Annotated in this window: 23 protein-coding genes and 1 tRNA gene; 10 read left to right on the top strand and 14 right to left on the bottom strand. The window is 59.1% G+C overall.

The features are described from left to right. Positions 1 to 29: 29 nt before the first annotated feature. The gene (locus QXG22_03095) at positions 30 to 527 is read right to left on the bottom strand and encodes a hypothetical protein (GenBank protein MEM0358983.1); all 498 of its coding nucleotides are present in this window, start codon (positions 525 to 527) and stop codon (positions 30 to 32) included. Positions 528 to 625: 98 nt separating this feature from the next. On the opposite strand from QXG22_03095, the gene QXG22_03090 reads away from it, so the two are divergent. Then, entirely contained in the window at positions 626 to 2,083 is a 1,458-nt protein-coding gene (locus QXG22_03090) for an AAA family ATPase (protein MEM0358982.1), read from the top strand. Here QXG22_03090 and QXG22_03085 read toward each other — a convergent pair. Beyond that, a complete protein-coding gene (locus QXG22_03085) occupies positions 2,022 to 2,615 on the bottom strand; it encodes an ArsR family transcriptional regulator (GenBank protein MEM0358981.1) in 594 nt (197 codons plus the stop codon). The genes QXG22_03090 and QXG22_03085 overlap by 62 nt on opposite strands. A 110-nt stretch (positions 2,616 to 2,725) precedes the next feature. Here QXG22_03085 and QXG22_03080 point away from each other — a divergent pair, with 110 nt between their 5' ends. From QXG22_03080 to QXG22_03065, 4 genes are read left to right on the top strand one after another with little or no spacing between them, the layout of a single operon-like run. Further along, complete coding sequence (locus QXG22_03080; protein MEM0358980.1) at positions 2,726 to 3,115, top strand: hypothetical protein; 390 nt, start codon at positions 2,726 to 2,728, stop codon at positions 3,113 to 3,115. Between the two features lie 20 nt (positions 3,116 to 3,135). After that, positions 3,136 to 3,381, top strand: coding sequence for a hypothetical protein (locus QXG22_03075; GenBank protein ID MEM0358979.1), 246 nt, complete (start codon positions 3,136 to 3,138; stop codon positions 3,379 to 3,381). A gap of 15 nt (positions 3,382 to 3,396) precedes the next feature. Then, positions 3,397 to 4,203 (top strand): hypothetical protein, encoded by an 807-nt coding sequence (locus tag QXG22_03070; GenBank protein MEM0358978.1) that lies wholly within the window; start codon positions 3,397 to 3,399, stop codon positions 4,201 to 4,203. Beyond that, positions 4,157 to 4,693 (top strand): hypothetical protein, encoded by a 537-nt coding sequence (locus tag QXG22_03065; GenBank protein MEM0358977.1) that lies wholly within the window; start codon positions 4,157 to 4,159, stop codon positions 4,691 to 4,693. The genes QXG22_03070 and QXG22_03065 overlap by 47 nt, the downstream gene beginning before the upstream one ends. 258 nt (positions 4,694 to 4,951) lie before the next feature. Here QXG22_03065 and QXG22_03060 read toward each other — a convergent pair. Beyond that, positions 4,952 to 5,028 (bottom strand) — tRNA-Pro (locus QXG22_03060). Between the two features lie 39 nt (positions 5,029 to 5,067). On the opposite strand from QXG22_03060, the gene QXG22_03055 reads away from it, so the two are divergent. After that, complete coding sequence (locus QXG22_03055) at positions 5,068 to 6,129, top strand: alanine--glyoxylate aminotransferase family protein (protein ID MEM0358976.1); 1,062 nt, start codon at positions 5,068 to 5,070, stop codon at positions 6,127 to 6,129. A gap of 3 nt (positions 6,130 to 6,132) precedes the next feature. Here QXG22_03055 and thiC read toward each other — a convergent pair whose 3' ends face one another. Beyond that, positions 6,133 to 7,413 carry a phosphomethylpyrimidine synthase ThiC gene (thiC, locus tag QXG22_03050; GenBank protein MEM0358975.1) on the bottom strand — a complete coding sequence of 427 codons (1,281 nt, stop codon included), beginning with the start codon at positions 7,411 to 7,413 and terminating at the stop codon, positions 6,133 to 6,135. 62 nt (positions 7,414 to 7,475) lie between these two features. Between thiC and QXG22_03045 the strand changes: the two genes are divergently transcribed. Continuing rightward, entirely contained in the window at positions 7,476 to 8,018 is a 543-nt protein-coding gene (locus tag QXG22_03045; GenBank protein MEM0358974.1) for a nicotinamide-nucleotide adenylyltransferase, read from the top strand. On the opposite strand, the gene QXG22_03040 is transcribed toward QXG22_03045, so the two are convergent. Next, the gene (locus QXG22_03040; GenBank protein ID MEM0358973.1) at positions 8,005 to 8,304 is read right to left on the bottom strand and encodes an MGMT family protein; all 300 of its coding nucleotides are present in this window, start codon (positions 8,302 to 8,304) and stop codon (positions 8,005 to 8,007) included. The genes QXG22_03045 and QXG22_03040 overlap by 14 nt on opposite strands. 57 nt (positions 8,305 to 8,361) lie before the next feature. On the opposite strand from QXG22_03040, the gene rtcA reads away from it, so the two are divergent. Genes rtcA through QXG22_03025 form a run of 3 tightly spaced genes read left to right on the top strand, consistent with a single transcriptional unit; the run spans position 8,362 to position 11,836 of the window. Then, a complete protein-coding gene (gene rtcA, locus QXG22_03035) occupies positions 8,362 to 9,411 on the top strand; it encodes an RNA 3'-terminal phosphate cyclase (GenBank protein ID MEM0358972.1) in 1,050 nt (349 codons plus the stop codon). A 23-nt stretch (positions 9,412 to 9,434) separates the two neighbouring features. Continuing rightward, a complete protein-coding gene (locus tag QXG22_03030; GenBank protein ID MEM0358971.1) occupies positions 9,435 to 10,745 on the top strand; it encodes a hypothetical protein in 1,311 nt (436 codons plus the stop codon). A 2-nt stretch (positions 10,746 to 10,747) separates the two neighbouring features. Then, positions 10,748 to 11,836, top strand: coding sequence for an isocitrate/isopropylmalate dehydrogenase family protein (locus QXG22_03025; GenBank protein MEM0358970.1), 1,089 nt, complete (start codon positions 10,748 to 10,750; stop codon positions 11,834 to 11,836). Position 11,837: 1 nt separating this feature from the next. On the opposite strand, the gene QXG22_03020 is transcribed toward QXG22_03025, so the two are convergent. The 9 genes from QXG22_03020 to QXG22_02980 form a co-directional block, all read right to left on the bottom strand. Next, on the bottom strand, positions 11,838 to 13,019 hold the full coding sequence (locus QXG22_03020; protein ID MEM0358969.1) for a cofactor-independent phosphoglycerate mutase: 1,182 nt from the start codon (positions 13,017 to 13,019) through the stop codon (positions 11,838 to 11,840). Next, entirely contained in the window at positions 13,016 to 13,444 is a 429-nt protein-coding gene (gene hisI / locus QXG22_03015; GenBank protein ID MEM0358968.1) for a phosphoribosyl-AMP cyclohydrolase, read from the bottom strand. The genes QXG22_03020 and hisI overlap by 4 nt, the downstream gene beginning before the upstream one ends. Beyond that, positions 13,441 to 14,715, bottom strand: coding sequence for a histidinol dehydrogenase (gene hisD, locus QXG22_03010; GenBank protein ID MEM0358967.1), 1,275 nt, complete (start codon positions 14,713 to 14,715; stop codon positions 13,441 to 13,443). The genes hisI and hisD overlap by 4 nt, the downstream gene beginning before the upstream one ends. Beyond that, positions 14,712 to 15,284 (bottom strand): imidazoleglycerol-phosphate dehydratase HisB, encoded by a 573-nt coding sequence (hisB, locus tag QXG22_03005; protein MEM0358966.1) that lies wholly within the window; start codon positions 15,282 to 15,284, stop codon positions 14,712 to 14,714. Before hisB ends, hisD begins: the two co-directional genes overlap by 4 nt. Then, positions 15,281 to 15,982 (bottom strand): 1-(5-phosphoribosyl)-5-[(5-phosphoribosylamino)methylideneamino]imidazole-4-carboxamide isomerase, encoded by a 702-nt coding sequence (gene hisA / locus QXG22_03000; GenBank protein MEM0358965.1) that lies wholly within the window; start codon positions 15,980 to 15,982, stop codon positions 15,281 to 15,283. The genes hisB and hisA overlap by 4 nt, the downstream gene beginning before the upstream one ends. Positions 15,983 to 15,996: 14 nt before the next feature. Then, positions 15,997 to 16,872 carry an ATP phosphoribosyltransferase gene (gene hisG, locus QXG22_02995; protein MEM0358964.1) on the bottom strand — a complete coding sequence of 292 codons (876 nt, stop codon included), beginning with the start codon at positions 16,870 to 16,872 and terminating at the stop codon, positions 15,997 to 15,999. Next, positions 16,869 to 17,939 (bottom strand): histidinol-phosphate transaminase, encoded by a 1,071-nt coding sequence (hisC, locus tag QXG22_02990; protein ID MEM0358963.1) that lies wholly within the window; start codon positions 17,937 to 17,939, stop codon positions 16,869 to 16,871. The genes hisG and hisC overlap by 4 nt, the downstream gene beginning before the upstream one ends. Then, positions 17,936 to 18,595, bottom strand: a complete 660-nt coding sequence (locus QXG22_02985) for a histidinol phosphate phosphatase domain-containing protein (protein MEM0358962.1) — start codon at positions 18,593 to 18,595, stop codon at positions 17,936 to 17,938. Before QXG22_02985 ends, hisC begins: the two co-directional genes overlap by 4 nt. 61 nt (positions 18,596 to 18,656) lie before the next feature. Beyond that, positions 18,657 to 19,796: a hypothetical protein gene (locus QXG22_02980; GenBank protein ID MEM0358961.1), complete on the bottom strand. Its 1,140-nt coding sequence runs from the start codon at positions 19,794 to 19,796 to the stop codon at positions 18,657 to 18,659. Positions 19,797 to 19,820: the final 24 nt, after the last annotated feature.

The raw sequence follows: 19,820 nt of genomic DNA, 5'->3' as shown, positions 1-19,820 counted from the left end.
GGATGGATGAAAACTTTTGTCCCGGAGGGTCAGGGGGGTTTCAGGCGGAGGAGGGAAATCAGGTCCCCTCTTTCAATCCGCGAGAGGTCCCTGATCTCCCTTTCCACAAGCCTCCCCACGGCACCCTGGTTGGAGGCTTCTCGGAGGAGGTGTACGGCCAAGATCCTTTTCCTCAGGAAGTACTCCTCCAGGGCCCTCTCGAAGGGTCTGCCATAGAGTTCCATGAGGACGCGGTCCCTTTCCCCGGGGCATCCCCTCCTCCTCATGCAGCAGTAGGAGAGGGAGCCGAAGCACACGTCCGGGGAATCCCAGCCCACTTGTTCGGAGAACCAGTCCTTGATCTCCACGTATTTCCCGGAGGGGAGCCCTGCCTCCTTCAGAGCCTTCTCCCTGAGGCAGATGGCTGAGAAGGTCAGGGGATAATCGGGATGGCAGCAGAACGTGAGGGCCCTTAGGTCCCCCCCGTGGCAGATGGGGACGGGGGCGTTGTCCCAGCCTGGGACCCTCCTGGTGTCCCCTTGGACCATGTGGATATATCAGGCTTCGAGGGATAAACGTCTTCCCACCATCTTGACGGAAAAGTTTTCCTCCAACTTTAAAGTCCTCGTGTTTCCCTCCTCCTCCGATGACCCTCGAGAGGCGCAGGAGGGAGTACTTCGAGGGGGAAAACTTCGATCCGGCCAGGCTGGAGCAGCTCAAGGGGATGCCCCATGTGTCCAGGGAGCTCTCAGAACTCATCTCCCTTCTCCGCAGGTACAAAGAGCTCCGGGAAAGGGAATACAGGCTTCCGGTTGGGGTGATCTTCAGTGGCCCCCCTGGAATGGGAAAGACCCTTTCAGCGAGGATCCTGGCCACCGAGAGCGGGGCGAAGCTCGTGGATGGAACACGCTTCCCCAGGTGTGGGGACGAGTGGACCACGGAGGACATCGTTTCGCTCTTTTCCCTAGCTAGGGAATACCACGAGAGGGAAGGAAGGATAATCCTCCTCCATTTCGAAGAGCTCCTCTCCCTCCTGGACAAGAAGGCGAGGGAGGATAGGGGCATGCTCGTGGCCTCTCCCGTTTATACGACTCTTCTCTCCGAGCTGGACGGGATCAAGGGGAGGCCCCAAGGTGTCTTCGTGGTGGCCTGCACCAACTCCCTTTCCCTTTTGCCCGAAGCCCTCACGAGGGCCGGGAGGCTTTCCAGGATCGTGGAATTCACCCTTGACGAGGAAGGGAGGAAGGAGATCCTCGAGTACTACCTCTCCAAAAAACCCACCGTTGGGGTGGACTTGGAAAGGTTGGCCAATGCCCTCCCCGAACTCAAACCTTCGGCCATAGAGGAAATGGTGGAGGAGGCCCATCTGCAGGCCACGCTGGCCGGGGAGAAAGAGGTGAGGACCAAACACCTGATCTCCGCCCTCGTTAGGGAGGTGATGGGGGCACCGGAGGGGAGCTGGAAGAACGAGGAGGAGAGGTGGGCAACCTGTGTCCACGAGACCGGGCATGCCGTTGTGTCCAAGGTGCTGGGTGTAGGCGTGAGGTTGGTGGTGGTACCGGCCAGGAACTACAGGAAGGGTTGTACCCTGCCCTGCTGGGGTCCTGGTCCCCATGGTCCGGAGGTGTACGAAAAGAGGGTCTGCATCCTGTTGGCCGGAAAGGCGGCTGAAGAGATGGTGTTGGGAAGCCCCACGCTCGACGAACCCCAAGACACGGCAGAGGCCACGGAAATCTCGCTCGAGTACTTCATGGAGAGGGACACATGCACCAACTATGACATTCCGGCGCTGGAGGATTTGAGCGGGACCTTCGGAGCCCTCAAGCCCACCCCCGAGTCGGAAAGGGAGGAGATTTACGCCAAGGCGAAGGAGTTCAGAAGGGCCTGCCTGACCAAAACCAGGCAGATCTTGAAGGGGTTGGGTAGGAGGAGGCTGGAAGAAGTGGCGAAGGCCCTGTGGGAAAGGGAATATTTGTTGGGGGATGAGGTGGATGAGTTGGTAGGAGGAAGGGCGGAAGTTTTAGCCCCAGCCCTTCCCGCCCTCAAGTCCTCCCGAGCTCGAGCATCGCCTTCTCGAAGGCCGAGGCGGGTCCCCTGGATCTGAATTCCCTGGCGCTCCTCTCCCATCTCTCCAGCAGGTTCGTCAGCTTCCTCCCCTTCTCCCCCAGCCTTCCCTTCAGGGAGGGAAGGATCTCGAGCGAATCCTCGAACCCGTAGATGGCCCCCCAGATGGTGCGCCTGGGATACTTCCCTTCCTCCATGTTTTTGGCGAGTTCCACGAAATAGAGGCGCAGGAGCTCCCTGAACTCCTCCATCTTCCCCAGCTCCTCCGCCACCCCCTCCATCTCCCTCAGCTCCTCGCTCTTTCCACCCACCCTCAGCAGGGAAAGGGTGTAGGAGTGCCTGAGGAAGGATTTTGCGAGCTTCCCCCAGTCGATTTCGTAATGCTGGTACTTCCCCTCCTTCTTCCCTAGCCTCACCACTCCCATCTCCTGCAGCCTGCGCAGGTGCTCCACCACGGTGGAGGGCTTGGTCCCCAGGGCCTCCGCTATCGCCTTGGGCGTGTTTTCCCCTAGCACCATCTTGAAGAAGACGTTCGAGACCCCCACGCTCGCGAAGGGACTTATCTCGGGCATTCCCTTTCCAACTGCTTCCTCCCTCCTTAAAAAAGTTAGGAAAATCCTTACGATTAGGGATTACCGAAACGTATAAAAGTATGGGTCCCCTAAATAGACGGGGGATTCCCTTGAAGAAAGGAGGGGGTAGGACCAAGTATCTCCCGGCCGAGTGCACTGCACTGGAGTTGCTGGAGTACATGGTTCTTAGGAAGGATGAGGGGCCCTTCACCCTCTACCAGCTGATGAGGTATGGAGTGAGGAGCCACCAGCGCCGGGACAGGATGCGCCGGATCCTGGAGCTCATGGTTGTGAGGGGATGGGTGGAAGTCCTCGAGGGCTACCCGCGCAGATATCAGGTCACCGCGAAGGGGGAGGAGATCTATTACCAGACCGAAGAATTTCGCGAGTTCTACAGGTCCATGAGGTTCGAGCGGGGGCGCTCGGACCGGGAGATGAACTTTTTTGCGGGTGAACTCCCTTCTTCCATCGCTTATTACCGGAGAAGGAATTCCTTCTAACAAAAAAGGAGGGATGAAGGATGAAGGTGGTGATCAGGAAGTTGGGGGCCTCGGGAGACACCTGTCTGGCATGCACCGAGCAGGAGCTGTGGGACCGTCTGCAACCAGAACTCGAGGATGGATACCAGGTGGCCATCAAAACCGGGGAGGGAACGCGACTGCTGGGAGAGAACCTCGAAGCCGTGAGGGACGCGGTGGAGGAGGAGAGCGGGAAGGGTGCCGTTGAGGTGGAGCTCCTGCTGGTTCCCCGCGTGACGGGGGGCTGAGCGGGGAGGGTCGCCTTGGCACGGGAGGTCGAGGAAGTCGGGGAGATACATCTGTATGGTCCAGGGGGGCCAAGGTACTTCCGGGATGGACGGGAATACCACTCCGTAGGGGAGCTGCAATACTTTCTGGAAGGGCTGAGAAAGGCAAGGATGGAGGGGAGGCTCAGACTCTATATGGAGGGGTTCCGCAGGAGACTGAAGCGGAATCCCTCCCCCGAGGACCTCGAGAGGGGAATGGAAGGCCTCTTCGAGCTGGAGCATCGCTCCCTGCCCATCGGCATCTTGGAGGTGAGGGATGGGAAAATCTTCTTGGGGGACTTCGAGGTGGACTGGAGGGAACTGGAGGGGTGGATCAGGGTCTGCTTGCTGGGCTTCTGGGAGCTCACTCCTGAAAGGGCCTGGGAGCTGGCCAGGTTCATCCTCTCATCCAAGAAGGAGGCCGAGGAAAGGGCGCTGCGTACGCTCAGGGAAGTGCTGGGGGAGGAACTGACGGAAAAGCTTCTGAGTGAGGGGAAGATCTTGGTGAAGGCGGCGAACGGGAGGGAGTACCTGCTCACGAAAAGCGGTGAGGTCCTTTCTCCGGACGGAAGGGAGCGCTTTTGCGTGCAGGTGAAGGGGGGTGAAAAGCTCCCCACGTACGACCTGGTGTTGGCCAAGTACCTGGCCATCCGCGATAGGCCCGAGAGCATAAGCACGCTCAGGAGGAGGAGAAACTGGTGGGAGGGACGTTTGCGGATGCTGGTACACGAGCTCGAGATGTTGATGTTCCGCATGGATGAGGAAGGTGAGGAAGATGAAGGTTTGGAGGATATGGTCTGGTGAGTTTTCCCTTCCGTGTCCCGAGTGCGGAGAGGAAGTGAGAAAGGAAAAGCTCAGGTGGTTGGTGGAGCGGATCCTGTTGGATGCCAATCCGGGGATGCTGGAAGAAATGAGGGCCGGGAGGAAGGGAGAGGAAGAGTACTTTTCCTGGCTTGTTGGACTCTACACTGGAAAGATCTCCCTTTTTTGTCCAGTTTGCACGGCGGGTGTGCCTGAGGATCTCGTTCGATACATAATCGATAGAATTCTGGTAGGGTCCAACCCCGAACTCTTGGTGAGGGTGAAGGCCAAGTGGAAAGCTGAGGAAGGAGAATCCGTGCTTGAGAACCTCTACTTCGGACGGGAGTACGCTCTTAGTTGCGACCATTGCTTCAGGCCGATAGAGGGGGAGGTCATCAGGCACTTGGTGGAGCAAATCCTTGAGGAGGCGAATCCCGGACTTTTGGAGGAGCTGAGGACAGGGTGGAAGGCTGAAAGGAACCGTCGTAGGTAAATAGGTGCTTTGGGGACGGTGGGGACGAACGCATGCCTGCGGATTCGGGATCAGGGGGAGGTCCTGGGTCGCCGGATGTGCTGAGCTCCCGCGGAGAGGGCTCCTGAGCCGGTCCAGGTATGCCCGACCTTCGCCGGGAGATCTTGGGGGAGTGCGTGTTGCCTTTGCCACTCCCTTCGCGGTTGGACCCCTAAGGTGACTAGGCTACGGGAGAGGGCCTGGAGGATGTGATTTCAACAGTTGGACCTGCAGCAGGTTTGGTGGGGCCGCCGGGATTTGAACCCAGGTCGCCAGCACCCCAAGCTGGTAGGCTAGCCAAGCTACCCCACGGCCCCATCCTTTTAATACCCTTTTTCCCTTTAAGAGGGATACCCGTGAAGCTCTTCACGGCTGGTCCGGTGGCCTGTTACCCGGAAGTGCTCGAAGAAATGGGCAGGCAGATGTTCAGTCATAGGAGTGAGGAATACCACCGTCTCCATCGCGACACCGTGAGGAGACTGAAATGGTTCCTGGATACCGAGCAGAGGGTCTTCCTCTTCGCCAGCTCGAGTACGGGGGCGATGGAGGCCTCCATCAGGAACTGCGTGAAGAAGAAGGTCCTCTGCGTGGTGGCGGGTGAGTTTGGGGAGAGGTACGCGAAGGTGGCTGAGACCAACGGGAGGGAGGTCATAGTCCTCCAGACGGAGCTTGGGAAGCCAGCCCTTCCCGAACGGCTGGACGAGGAACTTCGCAAACATCCCGACGTGGAGGCCGTGACCATTACTTACTGCGAGACGAGTCTGGGTCTCCTCAATCCCCTCCCCGAGCTCTCCGAGGTGGTAAAGGAGCATGGAAAGCTCCTCCTGGTGGACGCCGTGAGTGCTTTCGGTGGCGTGGAGTTTTCTCCCGATGAACTGGGTCTGGACGTATGCTTTGCCGGCTCCCAGAAATGCCTCGGTCTTCCCCCAGGCATGGCGGTGGTTTGGGTCTCCGAGGAAGCCATGGCTAGGTCCAGGACGATGGTGAACAAGGGCTGGTACTTCGACTTCGAGAGATACGAACGCTCCCAGGAAAAGGACGAGACCCCCGTTACCCCACCCATCCCCCTGATCCTCGCACTCAACCGCGTCTTGAGGATGATAGAGGAGAAGGGGAAGAAGAGGTATTTCGAGGAATACAGGGAGAGGGCGGAAAGGATCCTGAGGGGGATTAGGGACTTGGGTCTCAACCTCTTCACGGAGGAGGAGTACACCAGCCCCACCATCTTCTGCGTCAATGCCCCTTCCCATCTGAGCGGGCTCGAGATCTACCGGAGGATGAGGGAGAAGGGGGTAGAGCTTGCCCAGGGTTACGGGAGACTGAAGGAGAAGACTTTCAGGATAGGGAACATGGGGTACATCACGCTCCGGGACATAGAGGAGATGTTCGAGAAGCTGGCGGAAGTCTTGGGTGGTTGAGCTTCAGGCCTTCCCCTGCAGCACTTCCCCCAGGAACTTGATGACGCAGAATTTCGAGCACATGCTGCAGGTGTTGGGATCGACCCTCGGTGGTCTCTCGCTCCTGATCTTCCTAGCCCTTTCGGGATAGAGGGAGAGCTTGAACTGTTTTTCCCAGTCGAGATCCCTCCTAGCCTTTCCCATCTCCAGCTCCCTTTCCAGGTCTATACCCCTCGCCACATCCGCCACGTGGGCGGCGATCTTCATGGCTATCACCCCTTCCCTCACATCTTCCACGGAGGGTAGACAGAGGTGCTCGGAGGGGGTGACGTAACAGAGGAAGTCGGCCCCGGCCATACCCGCAACCGCCCCACCTATCGCCCCCACGAGGTGATCGTATCCCGGGGCCACATCTGTAACCACCGGTCCCAGCACGTAGAAGGGGGCGCCCCCGCACACGGCTTTTTCCAGCTTCACGTTCCACTCAACCTGGTCGAGGGGCAGATGTCCTGGCCCCTCCACCATCGTCTGGACCCCCTTCTCCCTGGCCCTCTTCACCAGTCTGCCGAGGGTCATGAGTTCGTACAGCTGGAAGTAATCGGAGGCATCCCCTATGCTCCCGGGCCTCAGTCCGTCACCCAGGCTCAGGACGAGGTCGAATTCGGAGGCGAGTTCCAGGAGGTAATCGAACTCTTTGTAGAGGGGATTCTCCTCCCCCCTCTTGAGGATCCAGGCGCTCAGGAAGGCCCCTCCCCTGCTCACTATCCCCAGGACCCTCTTACCTCCCAGTTTCTCCACCACCTCCTTCGTCACACCGCAGTGGACCGTCACGAAGTCCACCCCGTCCTTCGCGTGTCTCCTTATGGCATTGAACATGTCGTCGGAGGTCATGTCCAGCAGGCTTCCCCTTTTTGAGGCCTCTATCCCGGCCTGGTAGATCGGTACCGTTCCCACGGGCAGGCTTACCTCCCTCAGGATCCTCCTCCTTATCAGATCGAGGTCCCCGCCTATGCTCAGGTCCATCACGGTGTCCGCACCGTACTCCTGGGCAACCTTGGCCTTTTCCACCTCCTCCTCCACCTTCACGTAATCGGGGGAGGAACCCACGTTGGCGTTCACCTTCACCCTCAGACCCTCCCCTATTCCCTTCGGATGGACCCTTTCCTTTCTCTGGGGATTGTGGGGTATGACGATCCTGCCCTCCGCCACCCCCCTTATCACCCTCGAGAGGGGAAGACCCTCGTCCCTGGCCACCGCCCTCATCTCCGGAGTGGACCTCCCCTTTCTGGCCTCCTTCATCTGCATGTTCTCCTCTTTCTTTCGGAGGGGAGGAATAAAAGGGGTGGGAACAGAGGAATAGAGAGAGGATGGTGAAGAGGGCGCTTTTCATAGGACGTTTTCAACCTCCCCACAAGGGACATCTGGAGATCTTCAAGCAAATCCTGAAGGAGGTGGATGAACTGATCGTGGGGATAGGGAGTGCCCAGGAGAGCCACACGCTGGAGAACCCTTTCACGGCTGGGGAGAGGATGCTCATGCTCGGAAGATCGCTGGTGGAGGAGGGAATAGGGATGGCAAGGGTCCACATCGTCCCCATTCCGGACATCAACAACAATGCCCTCTGGGTCTCTCACGTCGTTTCCTTCTCCCCTCCCTTTTCCGTGGTTTACACGGGAAACCCCCTCGTGGGGAGGCTTTTCAGGGAGGCCGGCTACGAGGTCAGGACGCCGCCCCTCTACAACAGGAGGGAGTACATGGGAACGAGGATCAGGGAGCGCATGATCAGGGGGAAGAAATGGGAGCACCTGGTCCCTCCGGCAGTGGTGAAGGTGATCGAGGAAATAGATGGGGTGGGGAGGCTGAGGGACCTTTCTAAAACGGACCGTCTCCTGGGACCTAGGAAAACCTGAACATGAATTTCTTCAGGTCCACCTTCCCTCCCTTCACTTCCACCCCTTCCTTTCTCAGGAGCTCCACCTTCCTCTTCACCCCCAAGAGGTATCCCCCAATCCTTCCGTCAGACCTCACCACCCTGTGGCATGGGATCTTCACTGGATGCGGGTTGCGGGAGAGGATCCTTCCCACCGCCCTGGAAGCCCCCGGAGCCCCGGCTGCCCTCGCCAGCTCCGAGTAGGTGGTTACCTTTCCCTTCGGGATGAGGGAAGTGAGTTCGAGAACCCTCGAGCGGAGATCCATCCCTTATCCTCGTAAACCCACCGAAAAGCTATAACGGAGAAGGGAAGTGGGTTTCTAATGGAACCTCTGGAAATCGATGGGTCGAGGGGAGAGGGAGGGGGGGCGGTTCTCCGTACCGCCCTCGCCTTGGCGACGGTGATGGGTAGGCCGGTGAGGGTTTACAACATCAGGCTCAAGCGCAAGAAGCCCGGCCTGCAACCCCAGCATCTGAAGGGTGTGGAAGCGCTGGCGGAAATATGCGGGGCAAGGGTGAAGGGCGCGGAACTGAACTCCACGGAGATCTACTTCGAGCCGGGTGAGGTCGTGGGTGGAAAGTACAGGTTCGACATAGGGACGGCTGGAAGCACCATGCTCATCCTGCAGGTCCTCCTGCCACCCCTGGCCTTCGCCCGGGAGCCCGCGGAGGTGGAGATAAGGGGAGGGACGGACAATCCGCTCGCCCCACCTGTCGACTACTTCAAGCACGTGACCCTCCCGATGCTGGCGAGGATGGGATACAGGGTGGAGCTGGAGTGCCTCCAGAGGGGACACTATCCGAAGGGAGGGGGGAGAGTGGTGGCGAGGACCCAACCGGCAGGGGAGCTCAAGCCCCTCACGCTCACCCTTGCGGGGAGGGTGGAGAGGGTGGAAGGCATCTCCCACTGCGTGGGTCTGCCCCCCCATGTGGCCAGCAGGCAGGCCCACGCCGCCAAGCTGCGCCTGCTCAGGGAGGGCTATGGGGCTAGGATAAGGACGGAGGTCTCGGAGGGGTTAGGACCGGGAAGCGGCATCGTTCTTTGGGCCCTCACCTCGGAGGGGGGGATCCTTGGGAGCAGCTCCCTGGGAAAGCCGGGGAAACCCGCTGAAAGGGTGGGGAAGGAGGCGGCCGAGCAGCTCCTGGAGGAGCTGAGGACGGGTCATGCGGTGGACAGATACCTCACGGATCAGCTAATTCCCTACCTGGCCCTTGCGAGGGGGAGGTCGGAAATTTGGAGTACACGTCTCACCCTCCACGCCCTCACCAACGTGGAGCTGGTGGAGGAAATGGTGGGGGTCGACTTCTTGGTGGAGGGAGAGCTGGATAGGCCCGCCAAGCTGAGGGTGGAAGGATTTCGAAAAGTTAATTAGAGAAGAGAACGTCAATCCCCCGTATGGAGTTCACGAAGATGCACGATCCCTTCCAGAAGAAAAGGTTGGAGGAAATCTCGCTTCTGAGGGAGCTCTCTTCCCCCCATTTCGATGGGGAGAAGTGGGAGCAGCTGAGAAGGCTGGTTTATCGTCCCGTTCCCCTCAACGTGGACGTGGTGGTGGACGATACCACCCTGAGGGAGGGATTGCAGATGGCGGGGATGATCACGCCGAAGCCAGAGGAGACCTGCCGCATCGCCTGTCTTCTCAGGGAAATAGGTGTGGAGAGGCTGGAGGTGATGACCTTCACGAAGACGGATCAGCAGGCCATAAGGCTGATGAGGGACGAGGGCCTGGGCGACATCATGGCGGCCTGGTGCAGGGCTTCCAAGGAGGACGTGGACATGGCCATTTCACTGGGATTCGAGCAGGTGGGGATCTCCCATCCGGTTTCCTACATCCACTTCGAGAAATGGGAACAAACCCCCCTCCAGCTGCTGGAGAAGGTGGTGGAGACGGTTTCCTATGCGGTGGAGCATGGTCTTACGGTTTTCGTGCATGGTGAGGACAGCACCAGGGCCGATTGGGAATTCGAGAGGCTCTTCATCAACGAAGTGGCGGAAGCGGGAGCAACCGTTTACCGCATCTGCGACACGGTGGGAGTGGGCCTCTCCGACCCCCTTGCCACCCTCCCCAACGGTATCCCCGCCAAGATCAGACACATCAGGAGGGAAACCAAAATCCCCTATGTGGAAATCCACGCCCACGACGATTTGGGTAATGCGGTGGAGAACACGATGGCAGCGGTGAGGGCAGCCTCGGGACTCTACGAAAAGATCTATGTGAGCACGACCTTCCTCGGGGTGGGGGACAGGGCAGGGAATGCCGAGACGGAGAAGGTCATGCTCAACTGCTACCTCCACCACGACATCAAGAAGTGGAATTTTGCACCCCTCAGGGAGTTGGCCCTCTTCTTCTCCTCCGTCACGGGTTACCATCTCCCCATCAACAAGGCCATCGTGGGGGATGCGGCCTTCGCCCACGAATCGGGGATTCACCTCCAGGGGATTTCCGCCCTCCCTTTGACCTACGAACCTTTCCCCCCAGAGCTGGTGGGGCAGCGCAGGACCATCGTCATAGGAAAGAGATCGGGCAAACATGGAATAAGGCTGAGGCTGCAGGAAATACTCGGGAAGCCCGTGGAGGAGAAGGATCCTAGGTTGGAGCAGCTGGTTGGGATCATCAGGGAGAAGTTCGTAAACGGGAACAGGAGGATGCCCCTCAGGGACGAGGAGTTCAGGCAGCTGGCGAGAAAGGTTGGGTTCGAGGTCTGAAGATGGTTCATCGCGTCACCCTCATCCCCGGGGACGGGATAGGTCCGGAGGTCACGGAGGCGGCACGCAGGTGTATCGAGGCCACGGGGGTGAGAATAGAGTGGGAGAGGGTGGAGGCGGGGGAGAAGGCCATGGAGGAAAAGGGCACTCCCCTTCCGGAGGAAGTACTGGAATCCGTGAGGAGGACGGGAGTGGCCCTCAAGGGACCCATCACCACACCCGTGGGGAAAGGCTTCAGGAGCGTGAACGTGGCCCTCAGGCAGCTCTTGGACCTCTACGCCAACATCAGACCCTGTCGATGGTACAGGGGGGTGAGGAGCAGGTATGAGGGGGTGGATCTGGTGGTGATAAGGGAGAACACGGAGGACCTGTACATAGGGGTGGAGTTCGAGAGGGGGAAGGAAGAAACGAGGCAGCTGCTGGAGTTCTTGAGGAGATCCAAGGGGGTTTCCCTGAGGGAGGACTCCGGGGTGAGCCTCAAGTCCATCTCCGAAAGGGCCTCGGAGAGAATAGTGAGGTTTGCCTTCGAGTACGCGAGGAAGAACGGGAGGAAAAAGGTCACAGCCGTACACAAGGCCAACATCCTCAAGTTCTCCGACGGTCTCTTCCTGGAAACCGCTAGAAGGGTGGCCGAGGAATATCCCGACATAGAGTTCGAGGATAGGATCGTGGATAACATGTGTATGCAGCTGGTCCAGAAACCGGAGCTTTACGATGTCATCGTGTGTCCCAATCTCTACGGGGACCTCCTCTCCGACCTGTGTGCGGGACTGGTGGGTGGACTGGGAATGGTTCCGAGTGCCAACGTGGGGGAGAGGGGGGCGGTTTTCGAACCCGTCCACGGGAGCGCCCCCAAATACGCCGGAAAGAACAAGGTGAATCCCACTGCCGCCATCCTCAGTGGGGTGATGATGCTTCACCATTTGGGAGAAAGGGAAGCGGCTTCCAGATTGGAGAGGGCGGTGGCAAGGGTGATAGAGGAGGGGAAAAGGGTTACCTACGACCTGAAACCTGATCCCTCCGATCCCTCGGCGGTCGGAACGAAGGAAATGGCGGATGCCATCATAGAGGTGCTGGAAAGAGAGGGGTGAATTACCTAGAGACCAGGAAGCTTTTGAAGAATTGCTCCCCTTCCAGGAATCCAAACGATCCCCTGGACCCGCTCTTCTCGCAGAAGTCCATCCCATCCCCTTTCAGGCCCGGGCCGTGGATGAGGAAGGGTACGGGTTCGGCCACATGCGTTTTGACCTCTATCGGTGTGGGATGGTCCGGGAGGATGGCTATTCTACAATCTTCGGGCAGACCGTCAAGGAGAGGGCCTAGGAGCCTGCGGTCCAGATCCTCTATCGCCTTTATCTTCATCTCCAGGTTTCCTTCATGTCCTGCCTCATCAGGTGCTTCCACGTGTACGTAAACGAAATCGTGGGTTTCGAGGGCCTTCAGGGCGTAGAGGGCTTTCCCTTCGTAGTTCGTGTCGAAATAACCCGTGGCACCCGGCACCCTGATCACCGTCATGTTCGTGTAGATCCCTATTCCACGGATGAGAGGGACGGCTGAGATGAGGGCTGCCTTCAATCCGTACTTCCTCTTGAACTCCTGCAACCTCGGCCTCCCCCCCTGGCTCCACAACCAGATCATGTTGGCCGGATTCTTTCCCTGCATTTCCCTGGCCATGTTGACAGGATGTTCGGAGAGGATTTTTTTGGACTCCAGCATCATGCGGTTGAGTTTTTTGGCTAGGGTATCGTTGGGGGGTCTGATGAGGTGCTGGGAAATGGGTTCCCCCGGGATTTCGTGGGGGGGATCCGTTTCCAGTTTGGGATCGCAATTCCTGAGGACGAATACATGACGGTAGGTGATCCCCACATGGAACTCTCCCATCCTGAACCTGCGCCCCAGTTCCTTCAGGAGTTCCGCGGCTTCTTCGGTGCTGATATGGCCGGCGGAGTAATCGTACATCCTCCCCTCCCTTTCGGTGATGAGGTTGCACCTGAAGGCCACGTCGTTGGGTCCCAGCTTCACCCCCAAGTCGGCGGCTTCCAGGGGGCCCCTTCCGGTGTAGCAGGTCTCGGGCCTATAGCCCAGGATGGAGAGGTTAGCCACGTCCGAACCGGGGGGCATCCCGTTGGGTACGGTTTTGAGCATCCCCATCCTCCCCCTCCTGCAAAGGGAATCGAGGTTGGGTTTGTGGGCCACTTCCAAGGGTGTCTTCCCACCCAGCTTGCGCACGGGATGGTCAGCCATCCCGTCCCCCACCACGACCACGTACTTCATCCCACCGCCTTTCCCCGCTTTTTCTCCTCCCCGTAAATCTTTTCCGGGTCGAAGATCCTCTTCCCCACCTCCACCAGTTTTCCTCCCCTGAGTCCCCTGAAGAAGCAGGTGCGATAGCCCTCATGACAGGCCCCGCCCACTTGTTCGACCCTATAAAGGAGGGAATCGCCATCGCAGTCTACCCTCACCCCCTTCAGGCGCTGTATATGACCGGAACTTTCCCCCTTCAACCACAACTTTTTCCTCGAACGGCTCCAGTAATGCATCAGTCCCGTGGTGAGGGTTTTCCTCACCGCCTCCGGGTCCTGATGGGCCACCATCAGCACTTCCCCGGTTCTTTCGTCCTGTACTACCGCCGTCACCAGTCCTTCCCTGAAGTTCAGCTCCTTGAGAACCTCCTCCACATGTTCCGGTTTCAGCCTCATTCCAGACGCCTCCTCAGGCTCTCGGCATGGGCATAAAGACCTTCCGCTTCCGCCAGCTTTTCCGCCACGGCCACCACTTCCCTGAGTCCCCTCCCGCTCACCTCTTGAACACTGGGACACCTGAGGAAATCGTAAACGGTGAGACCCGCCCTCCATCGGGCAACCCCCATGGTGGGGAGCACGTGGCTGGGCCCCACGGCGAAATCCCCGGCCGCGGGAGGGGTCTTCTGTCCCAGGAGGATGGTCCCGGCGCACCTCACCTTTCTCAGCCATTTCCTCGGGTTCCTCACGGCCAGTTGGAGGTGTTCAGGGGCGAGGAGGTTGGCCACCTCCACTGCCTCTTCCAGATCCCCCGTTATCACCACCCTCCCCCTTTCCAGGGCCCTCTCCACCACTTTCTTCCTGGGGAGGGTTTTCAGCGCTTCCCCCACCTCCTCCTCCACCCTTTTCACCAGCTCCCTTTCTGGGGTAAGAAGCCAGAGCTTGGTCTGGGGATCGTGTTCCGCTTGGGCCAACAGATCCCAGGCCAAGAGGGAAGGATCGGCGGAGGCATCGGCCACCACTGCCAGCTCGGTGGGGCCCGCTGCGAAATCGATGCCCACCTCGGAGGAGAGGAGGAGCTTGGCGGCGGTCACGTACAGGTTTCCCGGACCCACTATCTTCTCCACCTTGGGCACGGTTTCCGTTCCCAGGGCCATCGCCGCTATGGCTTGGGCTCCACCCACCCTGTAGATCTCCCCTCCCCCAGCCAGATCCACCGCTACCAGGATGAGGGGGTTGACCTTCCCCCCGGGACCGGGAGGGGTACAGACCACCCTCTTCCTCACTCCCGCCACCCTCGCCGGGACGAGGAGGTGGAGGGCGGTGGAAGGATAGGGGGCCAGACCCCCGGGCACGTAGGCCCCCACGCAATCCAGCGGGAGGAAGAGTTGCCCGGCCTTTATGCCGGGAAGGGTGGAAATGGACCAGCTCCTTGGGAGTTGCCTTTGATGGTATCTCTCCAGGACCTCGGCAGCCCTTTCCAGCGAGCGCAAAGTTTTCGGTTCAACCTCCCTATAGGCCGAGGAGATTTCCCCTTCTTCCACCTTCAGGTCCTCCCTCCTGAGTTTTACCCCATCGTAGCGCAGGGTGAGCCTCAGGAGGGCCCTGTCTCCATCCTTCCTCACCTCTTCCACGATCCTCTCCACCTTCTTGAGCACGGCTTTCCAAAGGGGCCCCCTCTCCCTGAGCTCTAGGGCACTGGGCTTCCCCTTCAAGTCCAAGAGCTTCAAGAGAGCACACCCTTCGTGCTGGGTATTCCCCTCCCCCTCCTACTGCAGGCCTCCCCCAGGGCAAGCCCCAGCGCTTTGAAGACCGCCTCGGCTTTGTGGTGGTCGTTCCTCCCCCTCAGCACCTTCACGTGGAGGTTGAACTTCCCGTTCTGGGCTAGGGTTTGGAGGAGGTGTTCCAGGAGGTCGGCATCCAGGTCCTCCACCTTCTTGGATCTGAGTTTCATTTCCACGGAAGAATATCCCCTCCCGCTCAGGTCAACGGAGACCATCACCAGCGTTTCATCCATGGGTACGATGGCGTCCCCCATCCTCCTTATTCCTTCCTTTTTCCCAAGCGCTTTTTCCAGGCATTGTCCCAGCACGATCATCACATCCTCCGCCACGTGGTGCTCCATGTCTCCCCTAGCCTTCACCCTGAGGTCGAAGCCGGAGTGCTTGGCCAGGTGAGAAAGGAGGTGGTCCAAAAACTTTATTCCCGTTTCCACCTCCGCCCTTCCCTTCCCATCCAGATCGAGGTAAACCGTTACCTCTGTCTCTTCGGTCTTCCTCCCCAGCCTGCACTTCCTCATTCGGCCACCTCCATGGCTTCCCTCAACGTGAACCTACCTTCGTACAAGGCGGTTCCGATGATTAATCCTGCCGCCCCGGCTTCCTTGGCTTTCCTCACATCTTCCAGCGAGCGCACCCCTCCCGAGAGGAGAACGGGCAGCCTTATCTTGGAGAGGATTTCTCCCACCTTCTCCCCTATTCCACAAAGGGTACCGTCAGCCTCCACTTCCGTATAAAGGAGACAGCCCACTCCCATTTCCTCCATTTCCCTAGCCACCTCCACCACGTCTCTTCCCGTTTCCTCCTTCCATCCACCCACCACCACCTTTCCACCTCTGGAATCCAGCGCCACCACCACCCTTTCGCCACCCAGCCTTTCCACCAATTCCCTCACGAACCCAGGATCCTTCACCGCCGAGGTCCCCACCACCACCCTCGAAGCCCCCCTCTCCACGTATTCCTCGGCCACTCGGATGGTCCTCACCCCCCCTCCCACCTGCACCCTGGCCCTTCTTTCCCCGAGAATCCTGAGGACGGTTTCCCTGTTATTTCCCTTCCCCAAGGCAGCATCCAAGTCCACCACGTGGAGGAGGTTCGCCCCTTCCTCTTCCCACTTCCTGGCCCAGACGAGGGGATCACCGTAAACCTTCTTCTCCTCCTCCCTACCCCTCCTCAGCCTCACGCATTCTCCCTTGAGGATGTCCACGCTGGGAATCACCAGCAAGGTAGCACCTAGGGAAGGACGCGTTCGATGGGGAGGACGAGAATATCCCTTCCACCAACCTTTTTGAGTTCCTTTACCACCTTATACACTTCCGATTCCTTGACCACGGCCTGAACGGCGAGCATGGGTTCCTTTGCCTCCACCCTGGAAACGGTGGGACCCGCCATGCCCGGCAGGATCCTCTTTACCTCTTCCAGCCTGTCCTCGGGGAGATTTAAGAGGATCAGCTTCCTTCCCTCAGCTTCCGTGGCGCTCTTCAGGGCAGTCCTTATCTCCTCTATTTTCTCGCCTTTCTCCTCCAAGCTTCTCCTGTTGGCTATGAGCCTGGCCGTGCTCTCTAGGATGGTGTCCACCACCCTGAGGCGGTGGGTTCGGAGGGTGGTGCCCGTGCTCGTCACATCCACGATCAGATCGGCCACTCCTATTAGGGGGGCGATTTCCGCAGCCCCCGTGAGGTTCACCACCTCCACCTCCACTCCCTTTTGGGAAAAGTACCGGCGGGTGAGGTTGGGAAACTCCGTGGCCACCCTCAGTCCCGGTCGGTAATCGGAGGGAGAACTTATTTCGGATCCCTCGGGTGAGGCTATCACCATCCTGGTGCGACCATATCCCAGGTCGAGCAACTCCACCACCTCGTTTTCCTTCTGGCTTTCGCATACTAGGTCGTATCCCGTGATGCCCAGATCGGTGGCCCCCTCGGCCACGAAATCGGGGATGTCTTCCGCCCTTACGAACACCAGCTCAAGGTCCGGATCATGGGTCCGGCAGAAGAGTTGCCTGCCGTCCCTTCCCACCACCCCTATGCCGGAGTTCTGGAGGAGCCTGACGGTGGGTTCTTCCAGATGCCCCTTGGGAACACTCATCCTGAGTTTGGCTTCCCTCATCCTCTCACCTTCCTTAGCGTTTCTAGTAGTCTTTTATTTTCTTCCTTTCTTCCCACCGTTATCCTCACCCATTCCTTTCCAGCCCCCCTGAAGCCCGAGAGGTCCCTTATCAGGATCCCCTTCCCGTAAAGTTTTCTACAGAGTTCCCCTCCCCCCATCTTCCATGGGGAGGTGTTTACCATGAGGAAGTTCGCCTCCGAGGGAAGAACACCCAACCCGAGGGAGAGCAGACCTTCCCTCAGGAGCTCCCTTTCCTTCCTCACCTCCTCCACCACCTTCCTGAGGTATTTCCGGTCCTTCAGGGCAGTTTCCGCTGCTACCTGGGCCAATCGGTTCACGTTGAAGGGCTGGCGCAACCTCTCCAGCACCGAAACCACCTCAGGTCCGGCGAGCAGATAGCCCACCCTCAAGCCCGCCAGTCCGAACGCTTTGGAGAAAGTCCTCAGCACCACCAGATTTTTCCATTTCCTTATCCACCCGGCCAAAGAGCCCTTCGAGGAGAACTCCACGTAGGCCTCATCGACGACTACGAGGGCTCCGGTCTCCAGCAAACCCTTCACCCCTTCCTCTTCCAGGCATCCACCCGTCGGGTTGTTCGGTCTTCCCAAGAAGACCATCTTAGCCCCCCTGCAAGCGGAGGCCAGCTCGGCCGGATCCCATTCCATGTTTTTTCCCTCGTAGAAAACGGGGATCCCTCCGCTCAGCCTCACGCCGATCTCGTAGAAGCTGAAGGTGGGAAGGGGGATGAGAACACGATCGCCGGGGTCGAGGAAGCCCCTGCAGAGGAGATCCATGAGCTCGTCGGAACCGTTGCCCAGCAGCACCTCTTCCTTCCCCAATCCCACGTATTTCCCTATGGCCGCCCTCAGCCCTTCTTGACGGGGATCGGGGTAAAGGCCGATGGAGGGGAGGGCTTTCCTGAGGGCCCTCAGGACGAGGGGGGAGGGACCGAAGGGGCTTTCGTTGGAGGCGAGGTTCACCAGTCCCTTCCTCCTCCCGTATTCTCCCGCATAGGGGTAGGCCCTTCCGGCCTCCAGGAACTCCCTGACCCTTTCAGAGAACTTCAATACCCCAACCTCTTCAGAAGTTCTTTCGGGTTTTCCTCCACCGTCATCCGAGCTTCTTCACCCTCCAGTCCTGCCCCCATGGCCACTTTCCTTGCATCCTCCTGGGTGAGGAGTTCTTCGGGCTCGTGGGCATCCGTGTTCACCAGCAGCTTGCATCCCACCCTGAGGGCAACCTTCGCCACCCAGCCATTGGTGAGGGAGTGTCCCCTCCTCGAGGTGAGCTCCAGGTAGATCCCCCTCTCGGCAGCCTTCTCCGCCAGTTCTTTCCTTATGAAGCCAGGGTGGGCGAGCAGGTCCACCTCCCCGCACTCGATGGCCGCTTCGTTGGTCCCGGGTGGAACGGGTTCCACTGGACTTTCCCCATGCACCACCACCAAAGCCGCCCCAAGCTTCCTGGCCAGTCTGGCCATCCTCCCTATGCTTTGGGGAGGGAGATGGGTTAGCTCCACTCCGGGCACGAGCCTGATTTCCATGTTCCTGTTGACCTCCTCGGCCGCCCTCAGCAGGGAGGGGACGAGCCTCTCCAAGTTGGAGGGATCGGCGTGGTCTGTGATGGCGAGGACCCCATGCCCCATGGCCTCCGCCCTCCTGGCCAGCTCCACCGGCAGGACCTTTCCATCGCTCAGGAGGGAGTGGGTGTGCAGGTCTATGCGCATCTTCCCTCTAGGGCCTGCTCCCTCTTATCCGTTTGCTTTAAAAAAGAAAAAAAGAAGGGGTTTATGCGGGTCCCCAGTATGCTACTTCTATCTCCGTGTATTGCCTTTCGTTGGGGGAGACATTCACCGTCAGCGTTTCACTTCCTCTGTTGGCGGAGAGACCCCGTTCGCTGGGGGAGTAGGTGAGGATTTGCCATCCCTGCTGGGGCAGGGAGCTCAGGTACCAGTTGAAGACCGTGTCCGCCCCCGAGCTGCTGACGTAACTGATGGAGATGTTCTTCATTCCTGCCATGACCATGTCGAAGTATTCTATTACCACCGCTCCCGGATACCTCTGGACGGGCTCGCTCCTCGCTTGCTTGAGATCGCCTGCAGGGATCCTCCAGCAGTCGAAAACCACTTCTATCCTGGAATAGGCCCTCTCTTCGTCGGGAGGATATATGTAGAGGCCCACCTCGTTCTCCCCTTTCCTGAGCCATAGGACGACTCTTTCTCCACTTTCGCTTTCATCCAATATGCTCCATCCCGCCCCTGTGAGCTGGGTTTTGAACCAACTCCCTATAACGCGGTGTTGGTTTTCCGAGCTTCCGTAAATAATCGAGATTCGGTCCGGCCAGGGTCCTGAGGTTTCATGCCATAGCATTATCGATCCTGGGTACCTGCTGATGGGCTCGACACCGCTCACCTGGTCGGAGCCGGGGAGCTGCTCCCGACCTCCTCCAGGTGCTCCAGGTGGCATCAGCTTATCCAGCGGTCCCTCCGCCACGGCGTACCAGCATCCCGTCTGACCTCCCGTGGTCCCGCTGAAGGCACCCACCACCACCGCTCTATTCCCTTTCCTGAACGCCATCCATCCCCACTCGAAAGAACCATAGGGCGGTATGGGAAGGACTCCCATGAACGCCCCGTAGTTCTCGTATCCCTTCTCAGTCATTTCCCTCCGGTACCAATCCAGGATCTCGCTCGCAGTTTTCCCCTCCACGAAGTAGGTGTGGATGGTGATTCCCTCTACTTCCATGTACCAAAGGTGTCCAACGAAGTACGGGGGCATGGGGGTCTTTTTGGACCCGGAATAGACTGGTACACCTGTTTCCCCACCACCCCTCTTCAGTACCGCGGTTCCCGCGACCACTGCTACCGCTGCTACCGCGAGTCCCACTATCACTGCTAGCAAAACGGGTGCTATCCCTCTTTGTTTCATGTTTCCCTGTTTTCTTTCAAGTTT

This window comes from Candidatus Hadarchaeales archaeon, assembly GCA_038736355.1.
In the GTDB taxonomy this organism is placed as follows: Archaea; Hadarchaeota; Hadarchaeia; order Hadarchaeales; family WYZ-LMO6; genus WYZ-LMO6.
This window is presented reverse-complemented; position numbering and strand designations above follow the sequence as displayed.

Bases quoted from the DNA above. Each gene is read 5' to 3' on its own strand.
- QXG22_03095 (MEM0358983.1), bottom strand. From the start codon at position 527: ATGGTCCAAGGGGACACCAGGAGGGTCCCAGGCTGGGACAACGCCCCC.
- QXG22_03090 (MEM0358982.1), top strand. From the start codon at position 626: ATGACCCTCGAGAGGCGCAGGAGGGAGTACTTCGAGGGGGAAAACTTC.
- QXG22_03085 (MEM0358981.1), bottom strand. From the start codon at position 2,615: ATGCCCGAGATAAGTCCCTTCGCGAGCGTGGGGGTCTCGAACGTCTTC.
- QXG22_03075 (MEM0358979.1), top strand. From the start codon at position 3,136: ATGAAGGTGGTGATCAGGAAGTTGGGGGCCTCGGGAGACACCTGTCTG.
- QXG22_03065 (MEM0358977.1), top strand. From the start codon at position 4,157: ATGAGGAAGGTGAGGAAGATGAAGGTTTGGAGGATATGGTCTGGTGAG.
- thiC (MEM0358975.1), bottom strand. From the start codon at position 7,413: ATGCAGATGAAGGAGGCCAGAAAGGGGAGGTCCACTCCGGAGATGAGG.
- QXG22_03045 (MEM0358974.1), top strand. From the start codon at position 7,476: ATGGTGAAGAGGGCGCTTTTCATAGGACGTTTTCAACCTCCCCACAAG.
- QXG22_03040 (MEM0358973.1), bottom strand. From the start codon at position 8,304: ATGGATCTCCGCTCGAGGGTTCTCGAACTCACTTCCCTCATCCCGAAG.
- rtcA (MEM0358972.1), top strand. From the start codon at position 8,362: ATGGAACCTCTGGAAATCGATGGGTCGAGGGGAGAGGGAGGGGGGGCG.
- QXG22_03030 (MEM0358971.1), top strand. From the start codon at position 9,435: ATGGAGTTCACGAAGATGCACGATCCCTTCCAGAAGAAAAGGTTGGAG.
- QXG22_03025 (MEM0358970.1), top strand. From the start codon at position 10,748: ATGGTTCATCGCGTCACCCTCATCCCCGGGGACGGGATAGGTCCGGAG.
- QXG22_03020 (MEM0358969.1), bottom strand. From the start codon at position 13,019: ATGAAGTACGTGGTCGTGGTGGGGGACGGGATGGCTGACCATCCCGTG.
- hisI (MEM0358968.1), bottom strand. From the start codon at position 13,444: ATGAGGCTGAAACCGGAACATGTGGAGGAGGTTCTCAAGGAGCTGAAC.
- hisB (MEM0358966.1), bottom strand. From the start codon at position 15,284: ATGAGGAAGTGCAGGCTGGGGAGGAAGACCGAAGAGACAGAGGTAACG.
- hisG (MEM0358964.1), bottom strand. From the start codon at position 16,872: ATGAGGGAAGCCAAACTCAGGATGAGTGTTCCCAAGGGGCATCTGGAA.
- QXG22_02985 (MEM0358962.1), bottom strand. From the start codon at position 18,595: ATGCGCATAGACCTGCACACCCACTCCCTCCTGAGCGATGGAAAGGTC.
- QXG22_02980 (MEM0358961.1), bottom strand. From the start codon at position 19,796: ATGAAACAAAGAGGGATAGCACCCGTTTTGCTAGCAGTGATAGTGGGA.